Here is a 20,590-nt window from a genome sequence, read left to right as displayed (position 1 = left end):
CATCACGCGAAAGCGTTAGGGCGGAAGGCGGGACTAACCTGATCGGGGTAGCTGGCATGCAGCTGAATGTGGCGGATCTGGTGTTTCACCAGCAATTGGGGCGCTTGCTGGACGGCGTCGACAACGCGGCCTTTTGGCAACGGATGGCGGCGTTTCTACGGGAGCACCTGAGTTTCGATACCTGGGTGGCGGTGTTGTTTCGCCAGGAGGCGCCGCCGCGGGTGCTGGCGGATCACGCGGCCAATTACGCCGCCGACGATTTGTTCGCCGACTACCGGCGCGGCCTGTATCTGCTGGACCCATTTTACGGTTTTGCGCTGAAGCGCCCGGCCGCCGGCGTGTACCGGCTGGACGAGGTGGCGCCGGACCGTTTCCGGGAGACGGAGTACTTTCGCCGTTACTTTTCGCGCAATGTGGTGGCGGATGAAATCCAGTTTCTGCAAGCGCTGCCGGAGGGCGTGCTGTCCCTGTCGCTGGGCAGCAAACGCCGCTTCAGCGAGCAAGAACTGGGGGTTTGCAATCTGTTCGCGCCCTGGCTGCTGCCCTTGTCGCGTCTGGCCGCGCGTCTGGACGAAGGGCTGCGTCAGCCGGGGGCCAAGGCGGGCAGGCAGAGCCGCCGGGAACTGGAAGAGGCGCTGCGCGCGCAGGGCTCCTCGCCGTTGACCAAGCGGGAGGTGGAGGTGGCGCTGCTGATACTCGGCGGCCACTCCACCAAGGGCGTGGCGCGCGAGCTGGGCATTTCGCTGGAAACCGCCAAGGTCCACCGCCGCCATCTGTACGCCAAGCTGGGTGTGTCCAGCCAGGCGGCCTTGTTTTTGCTGCTGGCGGGCATTCAATCCTGATGCCGCGGCGCAGCGGTGAAACAGCTAGGGTTAGTTAATGCAGGTCGTGCCGATACATGAACACCGGCAGCCGCCATTCGCGCCAGATGGCGGCCAGGCGGATGGCGAGGCCGACGGCGAAGCTGGCCAGCACGTTGAGATCGTGCGGCACGCCCAGTTTGATCAGGCCCAGGTAGAGCAGGGCCACGGCGAAGGAGACGCTGGCGTACAGTTCCTGGCGAAAGACCACGGGCACGCGGTTGCACAGCACGTCGCGCAGGATGCCGCCGGCAATGCCGGTGATCATGCCGGCCATCACCACCACCACCGGGTGGTAGTCCATGGACTGGGCCACGCCGCAGCCTATGATGGTGAAGGCGATCAGGCCCAGCGCGTCCAGCACCAGGAAGACGCGGCTGAGGCGCTTCATGTAGCGGGCCACGAACACGGCGGCCAGGCCGCCGGCGACGACGAGGCCGACGTATTCCGGGTGTTGGGTCCAGCCTATCGGGTAGCGGCCCAGCACGATGTCGCGCACGGTGCCGCCGCCCAGGGCGGTGAGGAAGGCGATGACGGTAACGCCGAAGATGTCCATATTGCGGCGGCCGGCCGCCAGCGCGCCAGTCATCGCTTCCGCGGTGATGGCGATCAGATAGATCAGGGTAAGCATGTAGTTGCAGTGGTCAAACAGGCTGGCGCCGAGGTGAGCGGCGAAGCCGGGTGGGAAAATAGGTTGGCAATGGGCGGGCCATGCCAGGTGGCGCGCAGCCTGGGCAAGAGTTTCGAACACGGGTTTTCCTTGAGAGCTGGTGCACGATCTGCTGCGCTTCGCGAGACGCGGCGCGTACCGCTTCGAAATGCTCATGTACCAAGAGTACATTCCGCTTTCTCAGCTGTTTTCGCCTTGTCTCGTCCTTGCTCGCGAGATCGTGAACACGTTCTGAGCATGGCCGGCGGGCTGCGCATGGGCGCGGCGCTGCCGGCATTGCCTCTCCCCTTGTCCTTTTACCTGAGAGTTAGATGACGGGCGCGGCCTGTGTGCGGGCTTTGCCGGATGTCACTTGCCCCTTCGGTGGGCGGCTAAGGGCCGGTCGCATCATCTGACGCGCTGTTGCTGAAGCGTAGCAGAGGATGAACGGGCGCTTAGGGCCTCTCTCCAATCGGCTGGTATCCATGGGCTGCGGTACTGTGGCCTGAGCGATTATGGGAGTTTGCGTCTTCGGCGGGGGCGCATGCCCCTCTCTCCCGCAGCAGGCAAGGATATTAGCGTTTGCTGTATTGTTCAGTCAACGACTGTATACATGGGGGAAGGCAAAAATGTTGCAGCGCGGCATCGACAGAAAAACGCCCGGACGGCGGCTTGGCTGTCCGGGCGCTTTCACGCAGGCTGCTTCTTAGTTGCCAGGCGTCTTGGGCTTGGCCGCGCCGTTGCCGGCAGCGGGTTTGCGCGTGGCCGGGGCTTTGGCGGTTTTGGCCGCCGCGGGCTTGCTGGAGGCCGGCTTGGCCGCAACCGGCGTGCTGCCGGTGGGTTTGGCGGCGGCGCTGGGCTTGTCGGCGGCCGCTGTTTTGACCGGAGCTTGGGCGGCCGGTTTGCGCGGCGCGGCCGCTTTCTTGGCCGGCGCGCTGGCCTTGACGGCGGGGGCCGGAGTGGGAGCGGCTGCGGCTGTCGCTACGGGCTCGGTGGGCGGCAGGATGGCCGGCGCCGCCGGCGCGTGTATGTCCAGTTGCAGGGCGTGGGCCACTTGGTCCAGCCGCTGTTGTTGTTCCGGGGCGATGTTGCCGCTGAGCGCCAGCAGTTCGTGCGCCAGCTGCCAGGCCTGGCGGCGGCGGTGCTCTTCCGGCAGTAGCTTGGGCAGGCCGGCCAGCGCGCGGGCTTCGTCCAGCCGCACCAGGAAGACTTGCTTGCGGGCGATTTCTTTCAGCTGCATCAGGGTCAGCGGGTATTCGTGGCGGATGTCGCGCATGATGCGGCGGATGGCGTTGAACGGGCGCTCGTCTATGATGCCGCGGCCAATCGCCACATAGGTGAGCAGGCGCACGAAGCCGTCCGCCAGGGTGCCGGTTTCGTAGGCGGGGTCCAGCGTTTGGCGCTTGAGTTGCAACCGCTCCTGTTTCTCCCAGCTGTCGCAGCGGGCGGCGCGGGCTTCGCGGGCCGGCTGAACGCCCACGGCGGAGGCCAGCCACGGGGATTCGTACACGGCTTTGAAGCCGTGTTCGGTGGCGGCGTCGCGCAGGTCGCGGTAGCGGTCCAGGCTTTGCGCCATCCAGCCGGACCATTGTTCTTGCAGCCGCCACAGCGGGTTGTCCACGCTCACCGGATGGCGGTGGGCGCGCACGTATTCGGCGGCGGGCTTGAGCCAGCTGAGCCAGGGGTTGAGCGGGGAGATCAGCGTGCGCTCCAGCCGAGCCGGGTTGAGCTGGCGCTGGCATTGGGCGCTGGCTTCGCTGCTGACGGCCTGGAGCACGGGGGAGATGAAGCGGTTGTAAACGCCTTGGTTGATCTCGGAAACGCGGCGCACCACTTCGAAGGCTTGTTCGTCTTCGCGGCCGTCGTCCAGGGCCAGGATGTCGGCCACTTCGCGCGCTTCGAAACGGATGATGTAGCGGCCTTTGATGTATTCCTGACCGGGGGTGCCGGGGGCCACGTCTTCGATGATGGCTTCGTACAGGCCAGGGGCCAGCACGTCGATCAGGTCCAGCGCGCTGGCGAATTCGCTGTGTTCGCGGTTGGCGATGCCGGCGGAAACGAAGATGCCGAGGTGGCCCACTTTATTGTGCAGGCAGTAGATGATGGTTTGTTCGTTGTCGCGGATGTCTTCCGCGTTGTCGTACAGGTCCGGTATCCAGTTCAGCGCTTGTTGCGGCGGGGTGATGTTGTCGCCCCATGAGGCGAACACGATGATGGGGGAGCGGATGTTGCGCATGTCCACGCGGTGTTGGTCGCTGCTGACGATCTTGCCTTCCACCAGGTGGTTGCCCACAAACAGCTGCTGGGATATCCATTCCATTTCCTGCTTGTTCAGCAGGTAGTGCCCGCCCCACCAGCGTTCAAAGCCCAGGAAGCGTTCGCGCTCGGTGTCCACCTTGGCGTACAGATTGTAGGGCTTCTTCCACAGGGTGTTGGCCGGGTCCAGCTTTTCAAAGTTGTTGACCAGGTGGGCGCCGTCGAACTTCCCGTGGCCCAGGTCGCCGGCCAGCGAGGCGGTCCAGGTGCCGCCCAGCATGCCGCCGGAGTAGCGCATAGGGTTTTTGCCGGTGACGCCGGCCCAGTAGGACAGCGGTGTGCCGGCCAGCAGGATGGGGCCGAACAGTTCCGGCGCCACGGAGGCGAGCATGGCCACGGCCCAGCCGCCTTGGCAGTTGCCGATGACGAAGGGCTTGCCGTCGCTGTCCGGGTGTAGTTCGTTGACTTTGCTGAGGAAGACGTATTCCGCGCGGCTGACGCTTTCTATGGTCTGGCTGGGCACCGGTTGCGGGAAGAACATGATGAAGTAGCAGGGGTGGCCCTGTTGCAGCGCAATGCCGATCTCGCTGTCCATCTTGAAACCGCCGATGCCGGGGCCGTGGCCGGCGCGCGGGTCTATCACCACGAAGGGGCGCAGCGCCGGATTGGTGGCCGGGCAGCCGGCCGGCGGCAGGATGGCGGTCAGCGCGTAGTTGGCCGGGTCCGGCAGGCTGCGGCCGTCCAGGATGATCTTGTAGTCGAACACCAACACCGGCGGTTTGCCGCTTTGCACGTGTTGCAGGTAGGCCGCGCCGCGGTCATGCAGCACGTCCCAGTAGAGGAGGCTGCGCTCGCAGGCATCGCGCCAGTAGTCGGCGACCGGGTTGGAGGAGAAGAGCTTGGACCAGACGGCTGTTTGCGACCACATACGGCACCTCTTGGTTGGTATGACGGATAACTGGCTACTGTACCCTCCTTTTGTTGCGTTGCAATAGATAAAGTTCCTGTTAGCGCCTGTCCACGCTTTTACGAGCGAGGGCGAGACAAGGCGAAAACGGCTGAGAAAGCGGAACGTACTCTTGGTGCATGGGCATTTCGAAGGGGTACTTACCAATGCAGCGTCTCACGACGCGCAGCAGATCGTGGACAGGCTCTAGCCGGGCAACTGTCAGCGTAATACCACAGTGCGCCGCTCGGTGATGAAGACGCGCCGCTCCAGATGGCAGCGCACCGCGCGCGCCAGCGCCTGGCATTCCATGTCGCGGCCGGCGGCCTGCAATTGCTCCGGGCTGTAGGCGTGGTCCACCCGTTCCACCACTTGTTCGATGATCGGGCCTTCGTCCAGATCGTCGGTGATGTAGTGGGCGGTGGCGCCTATCAGCTTGACGCCGCGCTCGTGCGCCTGCTGATACGGCCGCGCCCCCTTGAAGCCGGGAAGGAAGGAGTGATGGATATTGATGGCGCGGCCGGCCAGTTTTGCGGCGGTGGCGCTGGAGAGCACCTGCATATAGCGGGCCAGCACCAGCAGCTCCGCCTGGCTGCCCTCCATCAGCGCCAGCAGTGCGGCCTCCTGGCGCGGCTTGTTGTCCGGGCTGAGCGGCAGATGGTGGAAGGGCAGGCCGTAGGCCTCGGCGATGGGGGCGAGGTCGCGGTGATTGGAGACGACGGCGGCCACCGTCATGTCCAGATCGCCCATCTTCTGGCGATAGAGCAAGTCGTTCAGGCAATGGTCCAGCTTGGACACCATGATCAGCACCCTCGCGCGTTGGCGCCGGTCGTGCAGCCGCCATTGCAGGTCTTGATAGTGGTCGCCCATCCGCGCCATGCCGTCGGCCAACCGTTCCGGTGCGAAGTCCGGCCGCTCTGGGTGGAAAACGCAGCGTACGAAGAAGCGTCGGCTGCGGGCGTCGTCGAACACCGCCAGTTCATCGATATAGCAGCCTTGCTGCTCCAGCAAAGCGGAGAAGCCGGCCACTTGGCCGGAGGCGCTGCGGCAGGCGAAGCTGAGCACGTAGGAGGGGGCGTCTGAGATCATTGGCGTGTCCTGAATTGTGGGGCGGCATGGGCCAATCTAGGCCTTGTCCCGCGCACGCGCTGTCCGCCATGCGTCCGCTTTGCGTGGATTTTGGACATCGCCGTGTCGCGTGCGGGCAAGAGGCTGTCCTTTCCAGCCAAATGCGCCGTCGGCGTCGCCCGGAGAATGAGGCTTTCCTCAACCTCGACAGCAGCGGCGCGGGCCCATGGCGGCCCGGCGGCGGGAGCGCAGATGGCAAACCGATACTCGCTGTGGAGCCTGATCCGGCACGGGCTTGGGCATCATCAGGGCTGGCAGCCGGCCTGGCGCAGCCCGCAGCCGGAAATCCGCTACGACGTTATCATCGTCGGCGGCGGCGGCCACGGCCTGGCCACCGCCTATTACCTGGCCAGCGTGCACGGCGTCCGCAAGGTGGCGGTGCTGGAAAAAGGCTATCTGGGCGGCGGCAACACCGCGCGCAACACCACCATCATCCGCTCCAACTATCTGTGGGACGAGTCTTCGCAGCTGTACGAGCACGCGCTCAAGCTGTGGGAGGGCCTGTCCCAGGAGCTGAACTTCAACGTGATGTTCAGCCAGCGCGGAGTGATGAACCTGGGCCACAGCCTGCAGGACATGCGAGACATCGAGCGCCGGGTCAACGCCAATCTGCTCAACGGCGTGGACGCCGAGGTGCTGTCCCCGCGGGAGATCAAGGAGCGGGTGCCCTTGATCGCCATAGGCGGCGACGTCCGCTATCCGATCCTGGGCGCCAGCTATCAGCCGCGCGGCGGGGTGGCGCGCCATGACGCGGTGGCCTGGGGCTTCGCCCGCGCCGCCAGCGCGCTGGGCGTGGACATCATCGAGGAGTGCGAGGTCACCGGCCTGCTGATCGAGGACGGCCGGGTGCGCGGGGTGCAAACCGGACGCGGCGAGATCCGCGCCGACAAGGTGGGCTGCGTGGCCGCCGGCAACAGTTCCACGCTGGCGCGGATGGCCGGTTTGCGGCTGCCGCTGGAAAGCCACCCTTTGCAGGCCTTTGTGTCCGAATCCCTGAAACCCTGCCTGGACACGGTGGTGATGTCCGGCGCGGTGCATGGCTACATCAGCCAGTCGGACAAGGGCGAACTGGTGATAGGCGCCGGCATAGACAGCTATCTGGGCTACGGCCAGCGCGGCAGCCCGCATGTGATCGAGCACACGGCGGCGGCCATCGTCGAGCTGTTTCCGTCCTTCTCTCGGCTGCGGATGAACCGGCAGTGGGGCGGCATCGTGGACGTATCGCCGGACGCCTGCCCCATCATCGGCAAGACCCGGATCCAGGGCCTGTATTTCAACTGCGGCTGGGGCACCGGCGGCTTCAAGGCCACGCCGGGCTCCGGCCACGTGTTCGCCCACACCATCGCTCATGACCAGCCGCATCCGCTGAACGCGGCTTTTTCGCTGGAGCGTTTCGCTTCCGGCCGCTTGATAGACGAACACGGCGCCGCCGCCGTGGCGCATTGAGGGAGACGCCGATGCTGCTGATTCATTGCCCGCATTGCGGGGAGGCGCGGGAGGAGGAAGAGTTCGACTACGCCGGGGAGGCCTTCATCGTCCGTCCGGCGGCGCCGGAGCAGGTGGACGACGAGGCCTGGGGCGATTACCTGTTCTGCCGCAAGAACCCGCGCGGCTGGCATTGGGAGCAATGGCAACACGCCGCCGGCTGCCGCAAGGTGTTCGCCGTCCGGCGTCACACCGTCAGCTACGAGATCGCCGGCAGCTGGACGCTGGCCGAGGGCAAGGCCCTTTATTTGCAGGAGGATCCGGCGTGAGCGGCTATCGCATCCATCGTCCCGGCGAGCGCATCGACCGCAATCGGCCATTGGCCTTCACCCTGGACCGCGCGGCCTATCAGGGCTTCGCCGGCGACACTCTGGCCTCGGCGCTGCTGGCCAACGGCGTGCGGCTCTTGGGCCGCAGCTTCAAGTACGGCCGGCCGCGCGGCATCGTCGGTTTTGGCGCAGAAGAGCCCAACGCCTTGATCCAGCTGGAAAGCGGCGCTTTGAGCACGCCGGATCTCAAAGCCACCCAGGTGGAGCTGTATCAAGGCTTGCAGGCCTTTAGCGGCTTGGGGGACGCATCCTGGGGCATGCGGCTCAAGGGCGCGCTGGGCCGGCTGGAGCGCTTCCTACCGCCGGGTTTTTATTACAAGACCTTCATGCAGCCGGCGGGGGCTTGGCCGTTTTACGAGCGCCGCATCCGCGAAGCCGCCGGTTACGGCCAAGCGCCGCGGCTGCCGGACCCGGAGCATTACGATCATCTGCACCACCATGTGGACCTGCTGGTGGTGGGCGGCGGCGCGGCCGGCTTGTGGGCGGCCACGCTGGCGGGGCGCGCCGGCCTGAAAACGCTGCTGCTGGACGAACAGGCGGAGATGGGCGGCTGGCTGCTGAGCGAGCGCCGGTTGCGCATCGACGGCCTGGAGGCGATGGACTGGACGCGTCAGCGCTTGCAGGAGCTGGCGGCGCTGCCCAATGTCCAGTGCTTGCCGCGCGCCACCGTCTTTGCCTTGCATGAGGGCAATCTGGCCCTGGCTGTGGAGTTGTTGCAGGACCACTTGCCGCCGTCCGAGCGCGATCCGGCCCAGCCGCGCCAGCGCCTGCACAAGATACGCGCGGGCCAACTGGTCTTGGCCAGCGGCGCCATCGAACGGCCGCTGGTGTTCGGCAACAACGATCTGCCCGGGGTGATGACCGCCGCCGCCGGCCACAGTTATTTGAACCGCTACGGCGTGGCGGTGGGGCGCCGGCTGCTGCTGCAGACCCAGAACGACGCCGCCTACGATGCGGCGCTGGAGCTGGCCTTGTCCGGCGTGGCGGTGACGCTGGCCGACGCCCGGCCGGCCGGCGCGGCGGCCTGGCGCAGCCGCGCCGCGCAGAATGCCGGCGTGGAGTTGCTGGCTGGTTACGGCATTGCCCGGGTGAACGGCGGCGCCGGCGTCAGCGGCGCGGACTTGGTGAAGTTGGCCGCGGATGGCCGGAGCGTGACCGGCAAGGGGCCGCGGCTGGAGCTGGACGGCGTGCTGTCTTCCGGCGGGCTCAGCGCCACCGTGCATCTGTTCTGCCACAACGGCGGCCGTCCGCTGTGGCGTCCGGACCGTCTGTCCTTCGTCTGCCCGGACGCGGGCCGGCCCGGCGTCGTCTGCGTGGGCGCGGTCACCGGGCGCTGGGAGCTGGGCGAGGCCCTGGACCAGTGCCATGCCGCCATGCTGGCCCAGCTTGGCCGGGGAAGCCTGGGCGCCGCGCCGCGGGTGGAGGCGGAGGAGGTGGCCGCGCCGCGTGAAATCTTCCGCTTGCCGGACGGGCGGCGCGAAGGCGTCGGCGCCAAGGCCTTCGTCGATTTCCAGAACGACGTGGCCGCCGCCGACATCCATCTGGCGGTGCGCGAAAACTACCGCTCCATCGAGCACGTCAAGCGCTACACCGCGCTGGGCTTCGGCACCGATCAGGGCAAGCTGTCCAACGTCAACGGCTTCGCCATCGCCGCCGAGGCGCTGGGCAAGCCCATCGCCGAGGTGGGCACCACCACCTATCGGCCGGCCTACACCCCGGTCAGCTTCGGCGCGCTGGCTGGCGCCCATGTCGGAGAGACCTTTGACCCGCGCCGCTACACCGCCATGCACGGCAGCCATACCGCGCGCGGCGCTGAATACGAGCTGGTGGGGCAGTGGCTGCGGCCCTGGTATTTCCCGCGGCCGGGCGAGGACCTGCACGCGGCGGTGCGCCGCGAATGCCGCGCCGCCCGCCAAGGGGTGGCGGTGATGGACGCCTCCACTCTGGGCAAGATCGATGTGCGCGGCCCGGACGCGCGCGAGTTTCTGGGCCGCGTCTACAGCAATGCCTGGAGCAAGCTGGAGCCGGGCAAATGCCGCTACGGTCTGATGCTGGATGAAAACGGCATGGTGATGGACGACGGCGTCACCGCCTGCCTGGCGGACGACCATTTCCACATGACCACCACCACCGGCGGCGCGGCCCGGGTTTACAGCTGGCTGGAGCGCTGGCATCAGACCGAATGGCCGGAACTCAAGGTGCGCTTCAGCTCCATCACCGATCACTGGGCCACCACGGCGCTGGTGGGCCCGCAAAGCCGGGCGGTGTTGCGCAAGCTGTGCACGGATATTGATCTCGATCCTCAGGCCTTCCGGTTCATGGAGGGCCGCGTCGGCACCGTGGCCGGCGTGCCGGCGCGGGTGTTCCGCATCAGTTTCTCCGGCGAATTGGCTTACGAGATCAATGTGGACGCCGGCTACGGCCGTTATCTGTGGGAGGAGGCGATGCGGGCCGGGGACGAGTTCGGCATCACGCCCTACGGCACCGAGGCCATGCACGTCTTGCGCGCCGAGAAGGGCTTCATCATCGTCGGCCAGGACAGCGACGGCTCGATGAGCCCTAACGATCTGGCCATGGGTTGGGCGGTGGGCATGAAAAAACCGTTCAGCTTCCTCGGTCGCCGCTCCTTGCTGCGCGCCGACACCGCCGGCGCGGGCCGCAAGCAGTTGGTGGGCCTGCTGACGGAGGACCCGCGGCTGGTGTTGCCGGAAGGCGCGCAAATTCTCAACGACGGCAAGGACGCGGCGCCGGCGGCGATGCAGGGCCATGTCACCTCCAGCTACCACAGCGAATGTCTGGGCTGCTCCATCGCCATGGCGGTGTTGAAGGACGGTGTCCGCCGCGAAGGCGACACCGTGCACGTGTGGTGGCAGGGCCATAGCGCGCCGGCGCGGGTGGCGTCCGCGGTCTTCGTCGACAAGGAAGGGGAGCGTCAGCATGTCTGAATCCGCGTTCAAGCCTGTGCTGGAATCGCCCTTGCGGCATCTGGATTTGCCGGAAGCGGCCGAAGCGCGCCGCGCCGACGGCCGCGTCTGGGGCAATGAAGCGCCCAATCTGGGCTATGCGCTGCTGCGCGGCGACGGCGCCGAGGCCGGGTTTTTCGAGCTGACGGCGCGGATCACCGGGCTGGAGCCGCCGCGCCGGCCCAAGACCTTGAGCCAGGGGGAGGGCGGCGCGCTGCTGTGGCTGTCGCCGGACGAATGGCTGCTGATCAGCCGCCGCCAGCGCCTGGCCGCCTGGTTGCCGGCGCTGGAGCGGGGCTTCGCCGAGCAGCGCCTGTTCGCCCAGGCGCTGGACGTCAGCGGCGGCTTCACCGCCGTCTACCTGTGCGGCGAGCCGCATCTGGCCGTGCTGCGCCATCTGGGCGGCTACGCTTTCGAAGCGCTGCGTCCCGGCCAGGGCGTCAGCACGCTGCTGGGCAAGGCGGTGGTTCAAGTGCTGCGCCTGGACGGCGACGGCGTGTTCGTGGTGTGCCGCCGCAGCTTTGCCGACTACGTCTGGCTGCTGTTGCGGCGCGCGGCCCGGCCTTACGGCTTCGCGGTGTGCGAGCTGCCGGAGGACGCCGGCCATCCGCTGTGGGCGCAACTGGCGCGGCCGGCGCCGGCAGCGGTCCTGAGCGAGAGTTCTTAAAAAATGATTCAAAGTCCGTGGCGCTGCGGCGGGATAGTTGGACCTAGGCGTGGACAAGCTAGAAGGAGATGGCAATGGATTTGCACGCAGACGCGCTGGTGATAGACGGACTGATCATCGCCAAATGGGCGCGGCCGGTGTTCGAGGACATGCGCCGCGGCGGTTTGAGCGCCGCCAATTGCACCGTGTCGGTGTGGGAGGGCTTTCAGGACACCGTGAACAATATCGCCGAGATGAAAGGGCTGATCCGCGAGCACGGCGATCTCTTGACCCTGGTGCGCGGCGTAGAGGATATCCGCCGCGCCAAGGCGGAAGGCCGCACCGGCGTCATCTTGGGCTTTCAGAACGCCCACGCCTTCGAGGACAGGCTGGAATCCATCGAAGCCTTCGCCGACATGGGCGTGCGCGTGGTGCAGCTGTGCTACAACACGCAAAACCTGATCGGCACCGGCTGTTACGAACGCGACGGCGGCCTGTCCGGCTTCGGCCGCGAAGTCATTGCGGAAATGAACCGCGTCGGCATCATGGTGGACCTGTCCCATGTGGGCGGCCTGACTTCGCGCGAAGCCGTTCTGGAATCGAAAAAGCCGGTCTGTTACTCCCATTGCCTGCCCTCGGGCCTCAAGCCGCATCCGCGAAACAAGAGCGACGAGGAGCTGCGCTTCATCGCCGATCATGGCGGCTTCATCGGCGTCACCATGTTTCCGCCCTTTCTGCGCCGCGGTATCGAAGCCACCGTGGACGACTACGTGGAAGCGATGGATTACGTGATCGCGCTGGTGGGCGAAGACTGCGTCGGCTACGGCACCGACTTCACCCAGGGCTACGATCAGGTCTTCTTCGACTGGATCACCCACGACAAAGGCCGGTATCGCCGACTGACCGATTTCGGCGCCATCCTCAACCCGGAAGGCATTCGCACCATAGGCGAAACGCCCAATCTGACCGCGGCGATGCAGCGGGCCGGCTGGCCTGAGAGCAAGATTCGCAAAGTGCTGGGGGAGAATTGGTTGCGGGTGTTTGGCGAGGTGTGGGGGGCTTAGAACCTGTTCACGATCTTTTGTAGATGTGCTTAACCGTTGCTAGATACGTAGGAAACCCTGTATCCGACGCGCCCCGGATCCCTTCAAGCCTGCCGTCGGGTGGCAGGCCCGAGGTTTTAAGCGGCTGCTTGTTCGAGCAGCGCGACGTTAGCGCGCTGCGAGTTCAGCCGCGCCTCGGGACTGACGGGACCCGACGGGTAGCCGCAGGCCAGGCGTACAGGGCGGCCTTTAGGGTAAAGGGAGATTTGGCCGCGCAAATCTCCCTTTCCGTTCGCCGGGCGGAACCGGCCCTAAATCATCATCCGCGTAGCGGATTCAATGCTTTGAACAATACTTCCGTTCCGGTTTGAAAAGATCGTGAACAGGCTCTTAGAGCCTGTTCACGACCTCTTTGCCGCAGGGTAGCGGAAGCCCCGTGTCCACAGACCTTGATTAGGGAAGGAAAGACGATGTCGAGACGATGGTTCTGCATCATGCTGCTGCTTGGGTGGCTGCCGATCCAGGCGGCGGAGCCGGCCGGGGCCGCCAAGCCGGCGATCCGGCTAGGCTATGTCGAAGGCTGGGCGGACAGCGTGGTCACCACCCAGGTGGCGGCCCAGATCATTCGCGGCCGGCTGGGCCACCCGGTGGAGCTGATGCCGGTGGCCGCCGGCATCATGTGGCAGGGCGTGGCGCGCGGCGATCTGGACGCCACGCTGTCGGCCTGGCTGCCGGTGACCCAGGGCGCGTATTACCGGCAGTTCAAGGACAAGGTGTTGGACCTGGGGCCCAATTATGTCGACGCCCGCATCGGCCTGGTGGTGCCGGACTATGTGGCCGCCCGCGCCATCGGCGATCTCAACGCCGAGCGCGCGGCGTATCAGGGACGCATCGTCGGCATAGACGCCGGCGCCGGGGTGATGCAAAAGACCGAGGCGGCGATCAAGGCCTACCGGCTGAATTTGACGCTGATGCCCAGTTCCGGACCGGGCATGACGGCGGAACTGGCGCGCGCGATCAACGCCCGCAAGCCCATCGTGGTGACCGGCTGGGTGCCGCACTGGATGTTCGCCAAATGGAAGCTGCGTTTTCTCGACGACCCGCAAAAAGTATTCGGCGAGGCGGAGCACGTCAACAATGTGGCCCATCCCGGCCTGAGCGCCAAGGCGCCGGCGGTGCTGGCCTTCCTGCGGCGCTTCCGCTGGCGGCCGGAAGAGATCGGCCCGCTGATGCTGGCGGTGGAAACCGGCGCCAAGCCCGCGGCGGCGGCGGCCTCCTGGATTCGGGCCCATCCGGAGCGGGTGGCGGAGTGGGCGCCCTGAACCGTAGCGCGTTCAATGTCATGCCTCTCCTTGGCGGACCGCGGTCCGCCTTTTTTGCGCCCGCGCCGTGAGGTGTCGGCCATGGGCAAAAACCGGTCGCGCCGACGGCTCCGGCCCGGAATGGCCTGCGGCAAGATGCCGGCAATGACGGGCTGCGCCCGACTTGCTCAGAGCCGGTTCACCGTCTGGCGAGCAAGGGCGAGACAAGGCGAAAACCGCTGAGGAAGCGGAAGGGTCATGCGGCATATGGGCATTCTGAAACCGTACTCACCACGCCATGTCCGACGAAGCGCAGCAGACCTTGAACAGGCTCTCAGGAGAACGGCATGCAACCGCAACTTCCCATCGACGTGGACCCCGACAGCGGCGTCTGGCGCACCAACGGCCTGCCCATGTTGTACGTGCCGCGTCATTTCTTCATCAACAACCACTTGGCCATGGAGGCGGCGCTGGGCCGTTACCCGTACGCGGACGCGCTCTACCAGGCCGGCCATCGCTCCGCCCACTTCTGGTGCGCCAGCGAGGCGGCCACCCACGGTCTGGCCGGCCTGGCCGTGTTCGAGCACTACCTGAGCCGGCTGTCCCTGCGCGGCTGGGGCCGCTTCCGCTTTTTGGAGGCCGACGTGGCCAGCGGCAACGCTCATATCCGGCTGGACCACTCCTGTTTCGTGCTGGCCCAGGGCGAGGCCGGCGCGCCGCAAAGCGAGCACATGGCCTGCTATCTGTTCGCCGGCTGGTTCGCCGGCGCGATGGACTGGGTGGGGGAAAGCCTGGGGCGCGACTACCGCACCGTCTGCCGCGAAAGCCAGTGCGCCGGGCAGGGCGCGCCGTACTGCGCGTTCACAGTCCATCCCTTGTAGTTAGGGTCTGTCGACGTATGTTTTACCGCTGCGTTCGTCCCCAGCCGGATGCGGCCGACAAAGCGAGGCGCCGGCTGGGGACGAACCCGGAGGGCTGACCGAGGAAAGCCCCCTCTACGGCGTTGTCAGGCTTGTAGAGCGCACTTTTCTCGGTCAGCGCGGCGGGGAAAACATACGTCAACAGACCCTTAGGAACCGGCCATGCCCTACCCGCATTTGTTCGAACCCATCACCCTGAACCGGCTGACCTTGCGCAACCGCATCGTCAGCACCGCCCACGCCGAGGTCTACGCCGAAGCCGGCGGTCTGCCGGGCGAGCGCTACATCCGCTACTACGAAGAAAAAGCCAAGGGCGGCCTGGCGTTGGCGATTTGCGGCGGTTCCAGCCCGGTGTCCATCGACAGCCCGCAGGGCTGGTGGAAATCGGTGAATCTGGCCAGCGACGCGGTGATAGAGCCGCTGGCGCGGCTGGCGGAAGCCATGCACCGCCACGGTGCCAAGATCATGATCCAGGCCACCCATATGGGGCGGCGCTCCAGCTATCAAGGCGAGCACTGGCCGCATCTGCTCAGCCCCTCCGGCGTGCGCGAGCCGGTGCACCGCGGCAACGCCAAGATCATGGAGACGGAGGACATCCATCGCGTGATCGCGGATTTCGCGCTGGCGGCGCGGCGGGTCAAGGCCGCCGGCCTGGACGGCATCGAGATCGCCGCCGCCCACCAGCACCTGATCGACCAGTTCTGGAGCCCGCGCACCAATCAGCGCGAGGACGAATGGGGCGGCAGCCTGGAAAACCGGCTGCGCTTCGGCATGGAAGTGCTGCAAGCGGTGCGCGCCGAGGTGGGCGCGGACTTCTGCGTCGGCCTGAGAATGAGCGGCGACGAATTCCACGAAGACGGCCTCAGCCACGACATGCTCAAGGAGATTGCCGCCGCCATGTCCGAAACCGGGCTGATCGACTACCTGTCGGTGATAGGCTCCGGCGCGGACACCCACAACAGCCTGGCCAACTGCATGCCGCCGATGGCGTTGCCGCCCGAGCCTTTCGTGCATCTGGCCGCCGGCATCAAATCGGTGTCCAAGGTGCCGGTGATGCACGCGCAGAGCATACGCGATCCGGTGCAGGCGGAACGCATTCTGGCCGCCGGCATGGTGGACATGGTGGGCATGACCCGCGCCCACATGGCCGACCCGCATCTGGTGATCAAGATCCGGGACGGCAAGGAAGACCAGATCCGGCAGTGCGTGGGCGCCAATTACTGCATAGACCGTCAGTACTACGGCCAGGACGTGCTGTGCATCCAGAACGCCGCCACCAGCCGCGAGTCCACCATGCCCCATCTCATCTCCCGGGCGGCGCGGCCGCGCCGGGTGGCGGTGGTGGGCGCCGGGCCGGCCGGGCTGGAGGCGGCGCGGGTGGCGCGCGAGCGCGGCCACGAGGTGGTGCTGTTCGAGCGGCAGCCGCAGGTGGGCGGTCAGATCCTGCTGGCGGCGCGCGCGCCGCAGCGCGAACAAATGGCCGGCATTGTGCGCTGGCTGGACATGGAAACCCAGCGCCTGGGCGTGGACCGCCGGCTGGGCGCGGCGGCGGACCGTTCCATGATCATGGACGAGCGGCCGGATATCGTGGTGCTGGCCACCGGCGGCCGGCCGCACACCAGCCAGGTGCCGGCCTGGGGCGTGGCGGAGGGGCTGGCCGTCAGCAGCTGGGACATCCTGTCCGGCCAGGTGGAGCCGGCCCGCAACGTGCTGGTCTACGACGCGCTGAGCACCCACGCCGGCTTCGGCGTCGCCGACTATCTGGCCAGCCGCGGCAGCACGGTGGAAATCGTCACGCCGGATGTGAAGGTGGGCGACGACACCGGCGGCACCACCTTTCCCATCTTCTACCGCCGTCTGTACGCCCAAGGCATCATCCCCACCCCCAATGTCTGGCTGGAGGCGGTTTACGCCGAAGGCGACAAGAAAATCGCCGTGTTGCGCAACGAATACACCGAAGCGCTGGAAGAGCGGGTGGTGGACCAGGTGGTGATAGAGAACGGCGTCCTGCCGGACGAGGCCCTGTACGGGCAGTTGAAGCCCTTGTCGCGCAACCGCGGCCAGACCGATGTGCGGGCGCTGTTCGCCGCCGAGCCGCAGCCCTGTCTGGACTGGCCGCTGGCGGCCGGGGAATTCCTGCTGTTCCGCGTCGGCGACTGCGTCTCTATGCACAACATCCACGGCGCGCTCTACGACGCGCTGCGGCTGGCCAAGGATTTCTGACATGAGTTTTCCCTACCTCCTCAGCGGCCTGTTCTGGTTGGGCGCGCTGCTGCTGAGCGCCGGGCTGCTCCGGCGCGCGCGGCTGTGGCGGCGGGGCCGCGCCGCGCCGGCGTCCTGGCGCGGCCTGCTGGCCGCGCCCAAGCGTTACTTCGTTGACCTGCACCGCGTGGTGGCCCGCGATCCGGCCGCGGCGCGCGCCCATGTGGCGGCGGCCGGCGGCGGGACGGCGGCGCTGCTGCTGATCGCGCTCAATTACGGCCTGCTGCTGCATCAGCGCTGGCTGGACCTGCTGCTGGTGGCGTCGGCCGTTTTGATGCTGATCGGCGCGGCTTTGATGCGCGCGCGCCGCCGCGCGCCGCCGGCCCGGCTATCGTTGGGAGAATGGCAGCGGCTGCCGGCGCGGCTGGCCTGTTTCGCGCTGGGCGCGCTGCTGGCGGCGGCGCTGGCCGGCGGCGAGGCCTGGCTGAGCGCCGCCGGGCAGGGGCTGGCCGCCGTCGCGCTGTCGCTGCTGGCCTTGGGCGGCGCGGAGCTGGCCCTGGGCATAGGCCTGGGCCGGCCGATGAAGCACGCGGTGGCCGGTTTGCTGCACCTGGCCTTCCATCCGCGCGCCGAGCGCTTCGCCGGCAAGTCCGCCGATCTGAAGCCCTTGAATCTGGCCGCCGGCGAGCTGGGCGCGGCGCGGGCGGCCGATTTCGCCTGGAACCGGCTGCTGTCCTTCGACGCCTGCGTGCAATGCGGCAAATGCGAAGCCGCCTGTCCGGCCTTCGCCGCCGGTCAGCCGCTCAATCCCAAGCGCCTGATCCAGGACCTGGTGGCGTCCATGGGCGGCGGCGGTCCGGCCTATGCCGGCAGCCCGCATCCGGGCCGGCCGGCGGCCGCGGCCGCGAGCGCGGACCGGGACATCGTCGGCGGCGCGTTGGCGGCGGACACCTTGTGGTCCTGCACCACCTGCCGCGCCTGCGTGGAAAACTGTCCGATGCTGATCGAGCACGTCGACGCGGTGATCGATCTGCGCCGGCACCTGACCCTGACGCGCGGCGAACTGCCGGGCAAGGGCGCGGCGGCGCTGGCCAATCTGCGCCATACCGACACCGTCGGCGGCCACCCGCTGCGCGCGCGCTACCACTGGGCGGCGGACCTGGACCTGCCGCTGCTGCAGGAGGGCGAGTCCGTCGATTGGCTGCTGCTGGCGGGCGAGGGCGCTTTCGACATGCGCTATCAGCGCGCCCTGCGCGCCTTGCTGACCGTGCTCAAGGCCGCCGGCCTGCGCGTGGCGGCGCTGGGCGAAGCCGAGCGCGACTGCGGCGATCTGGCGCGCCGCCTGGGCGACGAGGCGGGTTTTCAGCGGCTGGCGCTGGCCAATATCGCCACGTTGGGCCGCTATCGCTTCACCCGCATCGTTACGCCGGATCCGCATGTTTTTCATTGCCTGGCCAATGAATACCCGGCGCTGGGCGGACATTACGAAGTCTGGCATCACAGCCGGCTGCTGGACCAACTGCTGGAGACGCGGGCGATCCGTGTGCGCTCCCGCGACTCGGCCGAGCCGTTGAGCTATCACGATCCCTGTTATCTGGGCCGCTACAACGAGGGCTACGCCGCGCCGCGCCGCGTGCTGGCCGGCATCGGCATCCAGGTGGTGGAGATGAGCCGCTCCGGCCGCGACGCTCGCTGCTGCGGCTGGGGCGGCGGGGCGGCCTTTACCGACGTGCCCGGGCCGCGCCGGATTCCGGACATGCGCATGGAGGACGTCCGCGCCGCCGGCGCCGGTCGCGTTGCGGTGGCTTGCCCCAACTGCACCGCGATGCTGGAAGGCGTCAGCGGCGCGCGGGCGGAGGTGGTGGAGTTGGCGGAATTGGTGGCGGAGCGTTTGGAGACCGGCCCGGAGGCCGGGCAAGAGCGGGGCGATGCGCGGCGCGCGGCGGCGCCAGGCCGGCTGGCGAAGGAGGAGGCATGAAGATGAAGCAGACCGCGCCGCGGGTGGACCCGCGCCGGCCCTGGGTGCGCTCGCCGGGCGGGCTCAAGCGCATCGTGCTGGGCGAGGACGGCGGCCTGCGCGACGCGCCGCCGGCGAGTGCGGCCAAGCTCAAGCCGCTGCGCAGCGCCGGGCCGTTCGATGGACGGCTGTTGGTGGTGGCGCACGCCGAGCGCGGTCAGCTGGACGAGGCGGCGCGCGAGGCCATCGCCGCCGCCGCCCTGCTGGCCGGCCCGCGCGAGGAGGTGCTGGCGGTCTTGTTCGGCATGGAAGGCTGCGCCGACGCCGAACTGGCGGAACTGGCCTTGGACCGCGCCTTGACGCCGGCGGACCCGGGCTTTGCGCCGGAAGCCAAGCTGGCCTTGTTGCGGCGGCTGTGGCGGCGGGAGCAACCGCGCCATGTGCTGTTCGCCGACCGCGGCGAGGACGCCGACCTGGGCCGGCGCTTCGCCTGCCGCGAGCGTCTGTCGGTGCTGACCGACGTGGTGGAAATCGCCGCCGACGGCGTGCGCCGCCGCCGGCCGGGCGCGGGCTTCAGCGTGCATCCGTGCGCGCAGGCGCTCTTGCTCGCACGCGGCGTGGCCGACGTCCGCCTGCCCTTCGTCGGGCGGGGGCTGCGGCAGGCTTGCGCGCCGGAGGCGGCGGAGGAGCGGGTGCGTGACCTGGGCGGCGTCGCCAGCCCGGCCTCGCAACTGGCTCTGGAAGAGGCGGACCTGATCCTGGCCGCCGGCAACGGGGTCAGCGACGTTCCGGCCTTCTTGCGGCTGGCGGAATCCATGGGCGCGGCGGTGGGCGCCTCGCGGGTGGCGGTGGACGACGGGCGTTTCCGCCGCGACCAGCAAGTGGGCGCCACCGGCCGCAGCGTGCAGGCCAGCGCCTATCTGGCGCTGGGCATTTCCGGCGCGGTGCAGCACCTGCAAGGCATCAAGGCCTGCCGCCATGTGATCGCGGTCAATCTGGACGCGGCCGCGCCCATGGTCAAGCGCGCGGACCTGAGCGTGATCGACGACTGCCAGTCCTTCATTCACGCCTTGCAGGCCTTGCTGGAGCTTGAGAACAAGGAGATCGGACCATGAGCGAGACGGCGCTTCCCGCCGGAACGGCGGCGAAAACAGCGGTGTTGGTGGCCCCGGCGCCGCATCCGGTCAGCGGGCGGCCCTGCGCCGGCCCGGGCGATCTGGCGGCGCTGGCGCTGGCGCGCCGGCTGGGCCGCGCCTTCGTCGTCTTGCACGCCGGAGACGCGGACAAGGAGGCGTTGGCCGACTACCTGGCCCAGGGCGCGGCGGCCATCGCCGTGTTGCAGCCGCCGGCGGGCAGCGACCCGACGCCGGCGCTGATCGCCGCGCTGGGCGATTTCGAACTGATTCTGTGCGGCGAACGCTCCGGCGGCGGCGAGGCGTCGGCGCTGCTGCCCTATCTATTGGCCGAAGGCCTGGACCGTCCGCTCTTGCCCGGCGTGCTGTCCTTGACGGAGGAGGGCGGAGAATGGCGGGCGCTGCAAGGCCTGGCCAGGGGACGGCGGCGACGGCTGGCGGCCCAGGCGCCGCTGCTGGCCAGCGTCAAGCCGGACGGCGCGGAACCGCGCTGGTCCTGGGCCGGCTTGCAACGCGGCGTGGTGACGCGCCGCGCGGCAGCGGGGGAGCCCATGCCAGCACCCAGGCTGGAGCCGGCGCGGCGCGCCCGGGCGCTGGCGGCGCAGCGCGGCAGCGGCCTGGAGCGTCTGCTGGGGGCGATTGCCGGCGACGACGCGGCCGCCGGGGGGCGCGTCGTAAAACAGGGGGATTCCGTCGAGAAAGCGCAAGCGGTGCTGGATTACCTGCGTCAACATCGGCTCGTCGATTTTTGAGCAGCCCGCTATCAAAGGAG

At 67.9% G+C, this 20,590-nt stretch carries 15 protein-coding genes and 2 riboswitches; of the genes, 12 read left to right on the top strand and 3 right to left on the bottom strand.

The genetic code is table 11. From position 1 onward, the window contains the following. Positions 1-56 precede the first annotated feature (56 nt). A complete protein-coding gene (locus tag B0T39_RS15190) occupies positions 57-842 on the top strand; it encodes a LuxR C-terminal-related transcriptional regulator (protein ID WP_081548026.1) in 786 nt (261 codons plus the stop codon). Between the two features lie 34 nt (positions 843-876). Here the strand turns inward: B0T39_RS15190 and B0T39_RS15185 are convergent, their stop codons facing one another. The 3 genes from B0T39_RS15185 to purU all read right to left on the bottom strand — a co-directional run bounded on the left by B0T39_RS15185 (position 877) and on the right by purU (position 5,800). Next, positions 877-1,611 carry a trimeric intracellular cation channel family protein gene (locus tag B0T39_RS15185; RefSeq protein WP_254894567.1) on the bottom strand — a complete coding sequence of 245 codons (735 nt, stop codon included), beginning with the start codon at positions 1,609-1,611 and terminating at the stop codon, positions 877-879. A gap of 197 nt (positions 1,612-1,808) precedes the next feature. Further along, positions 1,809-1,991: riboswitch (glycine riboswitch) on the bottom strand. A gap of 1 nt (position 1,992) precedes the next feature. Beyond that, positions 1,993-2,079: riboswitch (glycine riboswitch) on the bottom strand. Between the two features lie 136 nt (positions 2,080-2,215). Continuing rightward, the gene (locus B0T39_RS15180; protein WP_081548024.1) at positions 2,216-4,693 is read right to left on the bottom strand and encodes a DUF3141 domain-containing protein; all 2,478 of its coding nucleotides are present in this window, start codon (positions 4,691-4,693) and stop codon (positions 2,216-2,218) included. A 240-nt stretch (positions 4,694-4,933) separates the two neighbouring features. Then, positions 4,934-5,800 (bottom strand): formyltetrahydrofolate deformylase, encoded by an 867-nt coding sequence (purU, locus tag B0T39_RS15175; protein WP_081548022.1) that lies wholly within the window; start codon positions 5,798-5,800, stop codon positions 4,934-4,936. Between the two features lie 231 nt (positions 5,801-6,031). On the opposite strand from purU, the gene B0T39_RS15170 reads away from it, so the two are divergent. The 11 genes from B0T39_RS15170 to B0T39_RS15120 all read left to right on the top strand — a co-directional run bounded on the left by B0T39_RS15170 (position 6,032) and on the right by B0T39_RS15120 (position 20,570). After that, positions 6,032-7,285 carry a sarcosine oxidase subunit beta family protein gene (locus B0T39_RS15170; RefSeq protein WP_081548020.1) on the top strand — a complete coding sequence of 418 codons (1,254 nt, stop codon included), beginning with the start codon at positions 6,032-6,034 and terminating at the stop codon, positions 7,283-7,285. Between the two features lie 11 nt (positions 7,286-7,296). Next, on the top strand, positions 7,297-7,593 hold the full coding sequence (locus B0T39_RS15165; RefSeq protein WP_081548018.1) for a sarcosine oxidase subunit delta: 297 nt from the start codon (positions 7,297-7,299) through the stop codon (positions 7,591-7,593). Next, entirely contained in the window at positions 7,590-10,598 is a 3,009-nt protein-coding gene (locus B0T39_RS15160) for a sarcosine oxidase subunit alpha family protein (RefSeq protein ID WP_081548016.1), read from the top strand. The genes B0T39_RS15165 and B0T39_RS15160 overlap by 4 nt, the downstream gene beginning before the upstream one ends. Beyond that, positions 10,591-11,283 carry a sarcosine oxidase subunit gamma gene (locus tag B0T39_RS15155; RefSeq protein WP_081548014.1) on the top strand — a complete coding sequence of 231 codons (693 nt, stop codon included), beginning with the start codon at positions 10,591-10,593 and terminating at the stop codon, positions 11,281-11,283. The genes B0T39_RS15160 and B0T39_RS15155 overlap by 8 nt, the downstream gene beginning before the upstream one ends. A 74-nt stretch (positions 11,284-11,357) precedes the next feature. Continuing rightward, entirely contained in the window at positions 11,358-12,326 is a 969-nt protein-coding gene (locus tag B0T39_RS15150) for a dipeptidase (protein WP_081548012.1), read from the top strand. A 449-nt stretch (positions 12,327-12,775) separates the two neighbouring features. Further along, positions 12,776-13,627: a glycine betaine ABC transporter substrate-binding protein gene (locus B0T39_RS15145; protein ID WP_081548010.1), complete on the top strand. Its 852-nt coding sequence runs from the start codon at positions 12,776-12,778 to the stop codon at positions 13,625-13,627. A gap of 326 nt (positions 13,628-13,953) precedes the next feature. After that, a complete protein-coding gene (locus B0T39_RS15140; RefSeq protein ID WP_081548008.1) occupies positions 13,954-14,487 on the top strand; it encodes a DUF5943 domain-containing protein in 534 nt (177 codons plus the stop codon). Between the two features lie 201 nt (positions 14,488-14,688). Then, positions 14,689-16,749 carry an NADH:flavin oxidoreductase gene (locus B0T39_RS15135; RefSeq protein WP_081548006.1) on the top strand — a complete coding sequence of 687 codons (2,061 nt, stop codon included), beginning with the start codon at positions 14,689-14,691 and terminating at the stop codon, positions 16,747-16,749. A gap of 1 nt (position 16,750) precedes the next feature. Beyond that, positions 16,751-18,706 carry a DUF3483 domain-containing protein gene (locus B0T39_RS15130; protein WP_081548004.1) on the top strand — a complete coding sequence of 652 codons (1,956 nt, stop codon included), beginning with the start codon at positions 16,751-16,753 and terminating at the stop codon, positions 18,704-18,706. Then, entirely contained in the window at positions 18,703-19,800 is a 1,098-nt protein-coding gene (locus B0T39_RS15125; RefSeq protein ID WP_081548002.1) for an FAD-binding protein, read from the top strand. Before B0T39_RS15130 ends, B0T39_RS15125 begins: the two co-directional genes overlap by 4 nt. Next, on the top strand, positions 19,797-20,570 hold the full coding sequence (locus B0T39_RS15120) for a hypothetical protein (RefSeq protein ID WP_081548000.1): 774 nt from the start codon (positions 19,797-19,799) through the stop codon (positions 20,568-20,570). The genes B0T39_RS15125 and B0T39_RS15120 overlap by 4 nt, the downstream gene beginning before the upstream one ends. Positions 20,571-20,590 lie beyond the last annotated feature (20 nt).

It is taken from the genome of Chromobacterium haemolyticum, from assembly GCF_002081825.1.
GTDB classification, from domain to species: domain Bacteria; phylum Pseudomonadota; class Gammaproteobacteria; order Burkholderiales; family Chromobacteriaceae; genus Chromobacterium; species Chromobacterium fluminis.
This window is presented reverse-complemented; position numbering and strand designations above follow the sequence as displayed.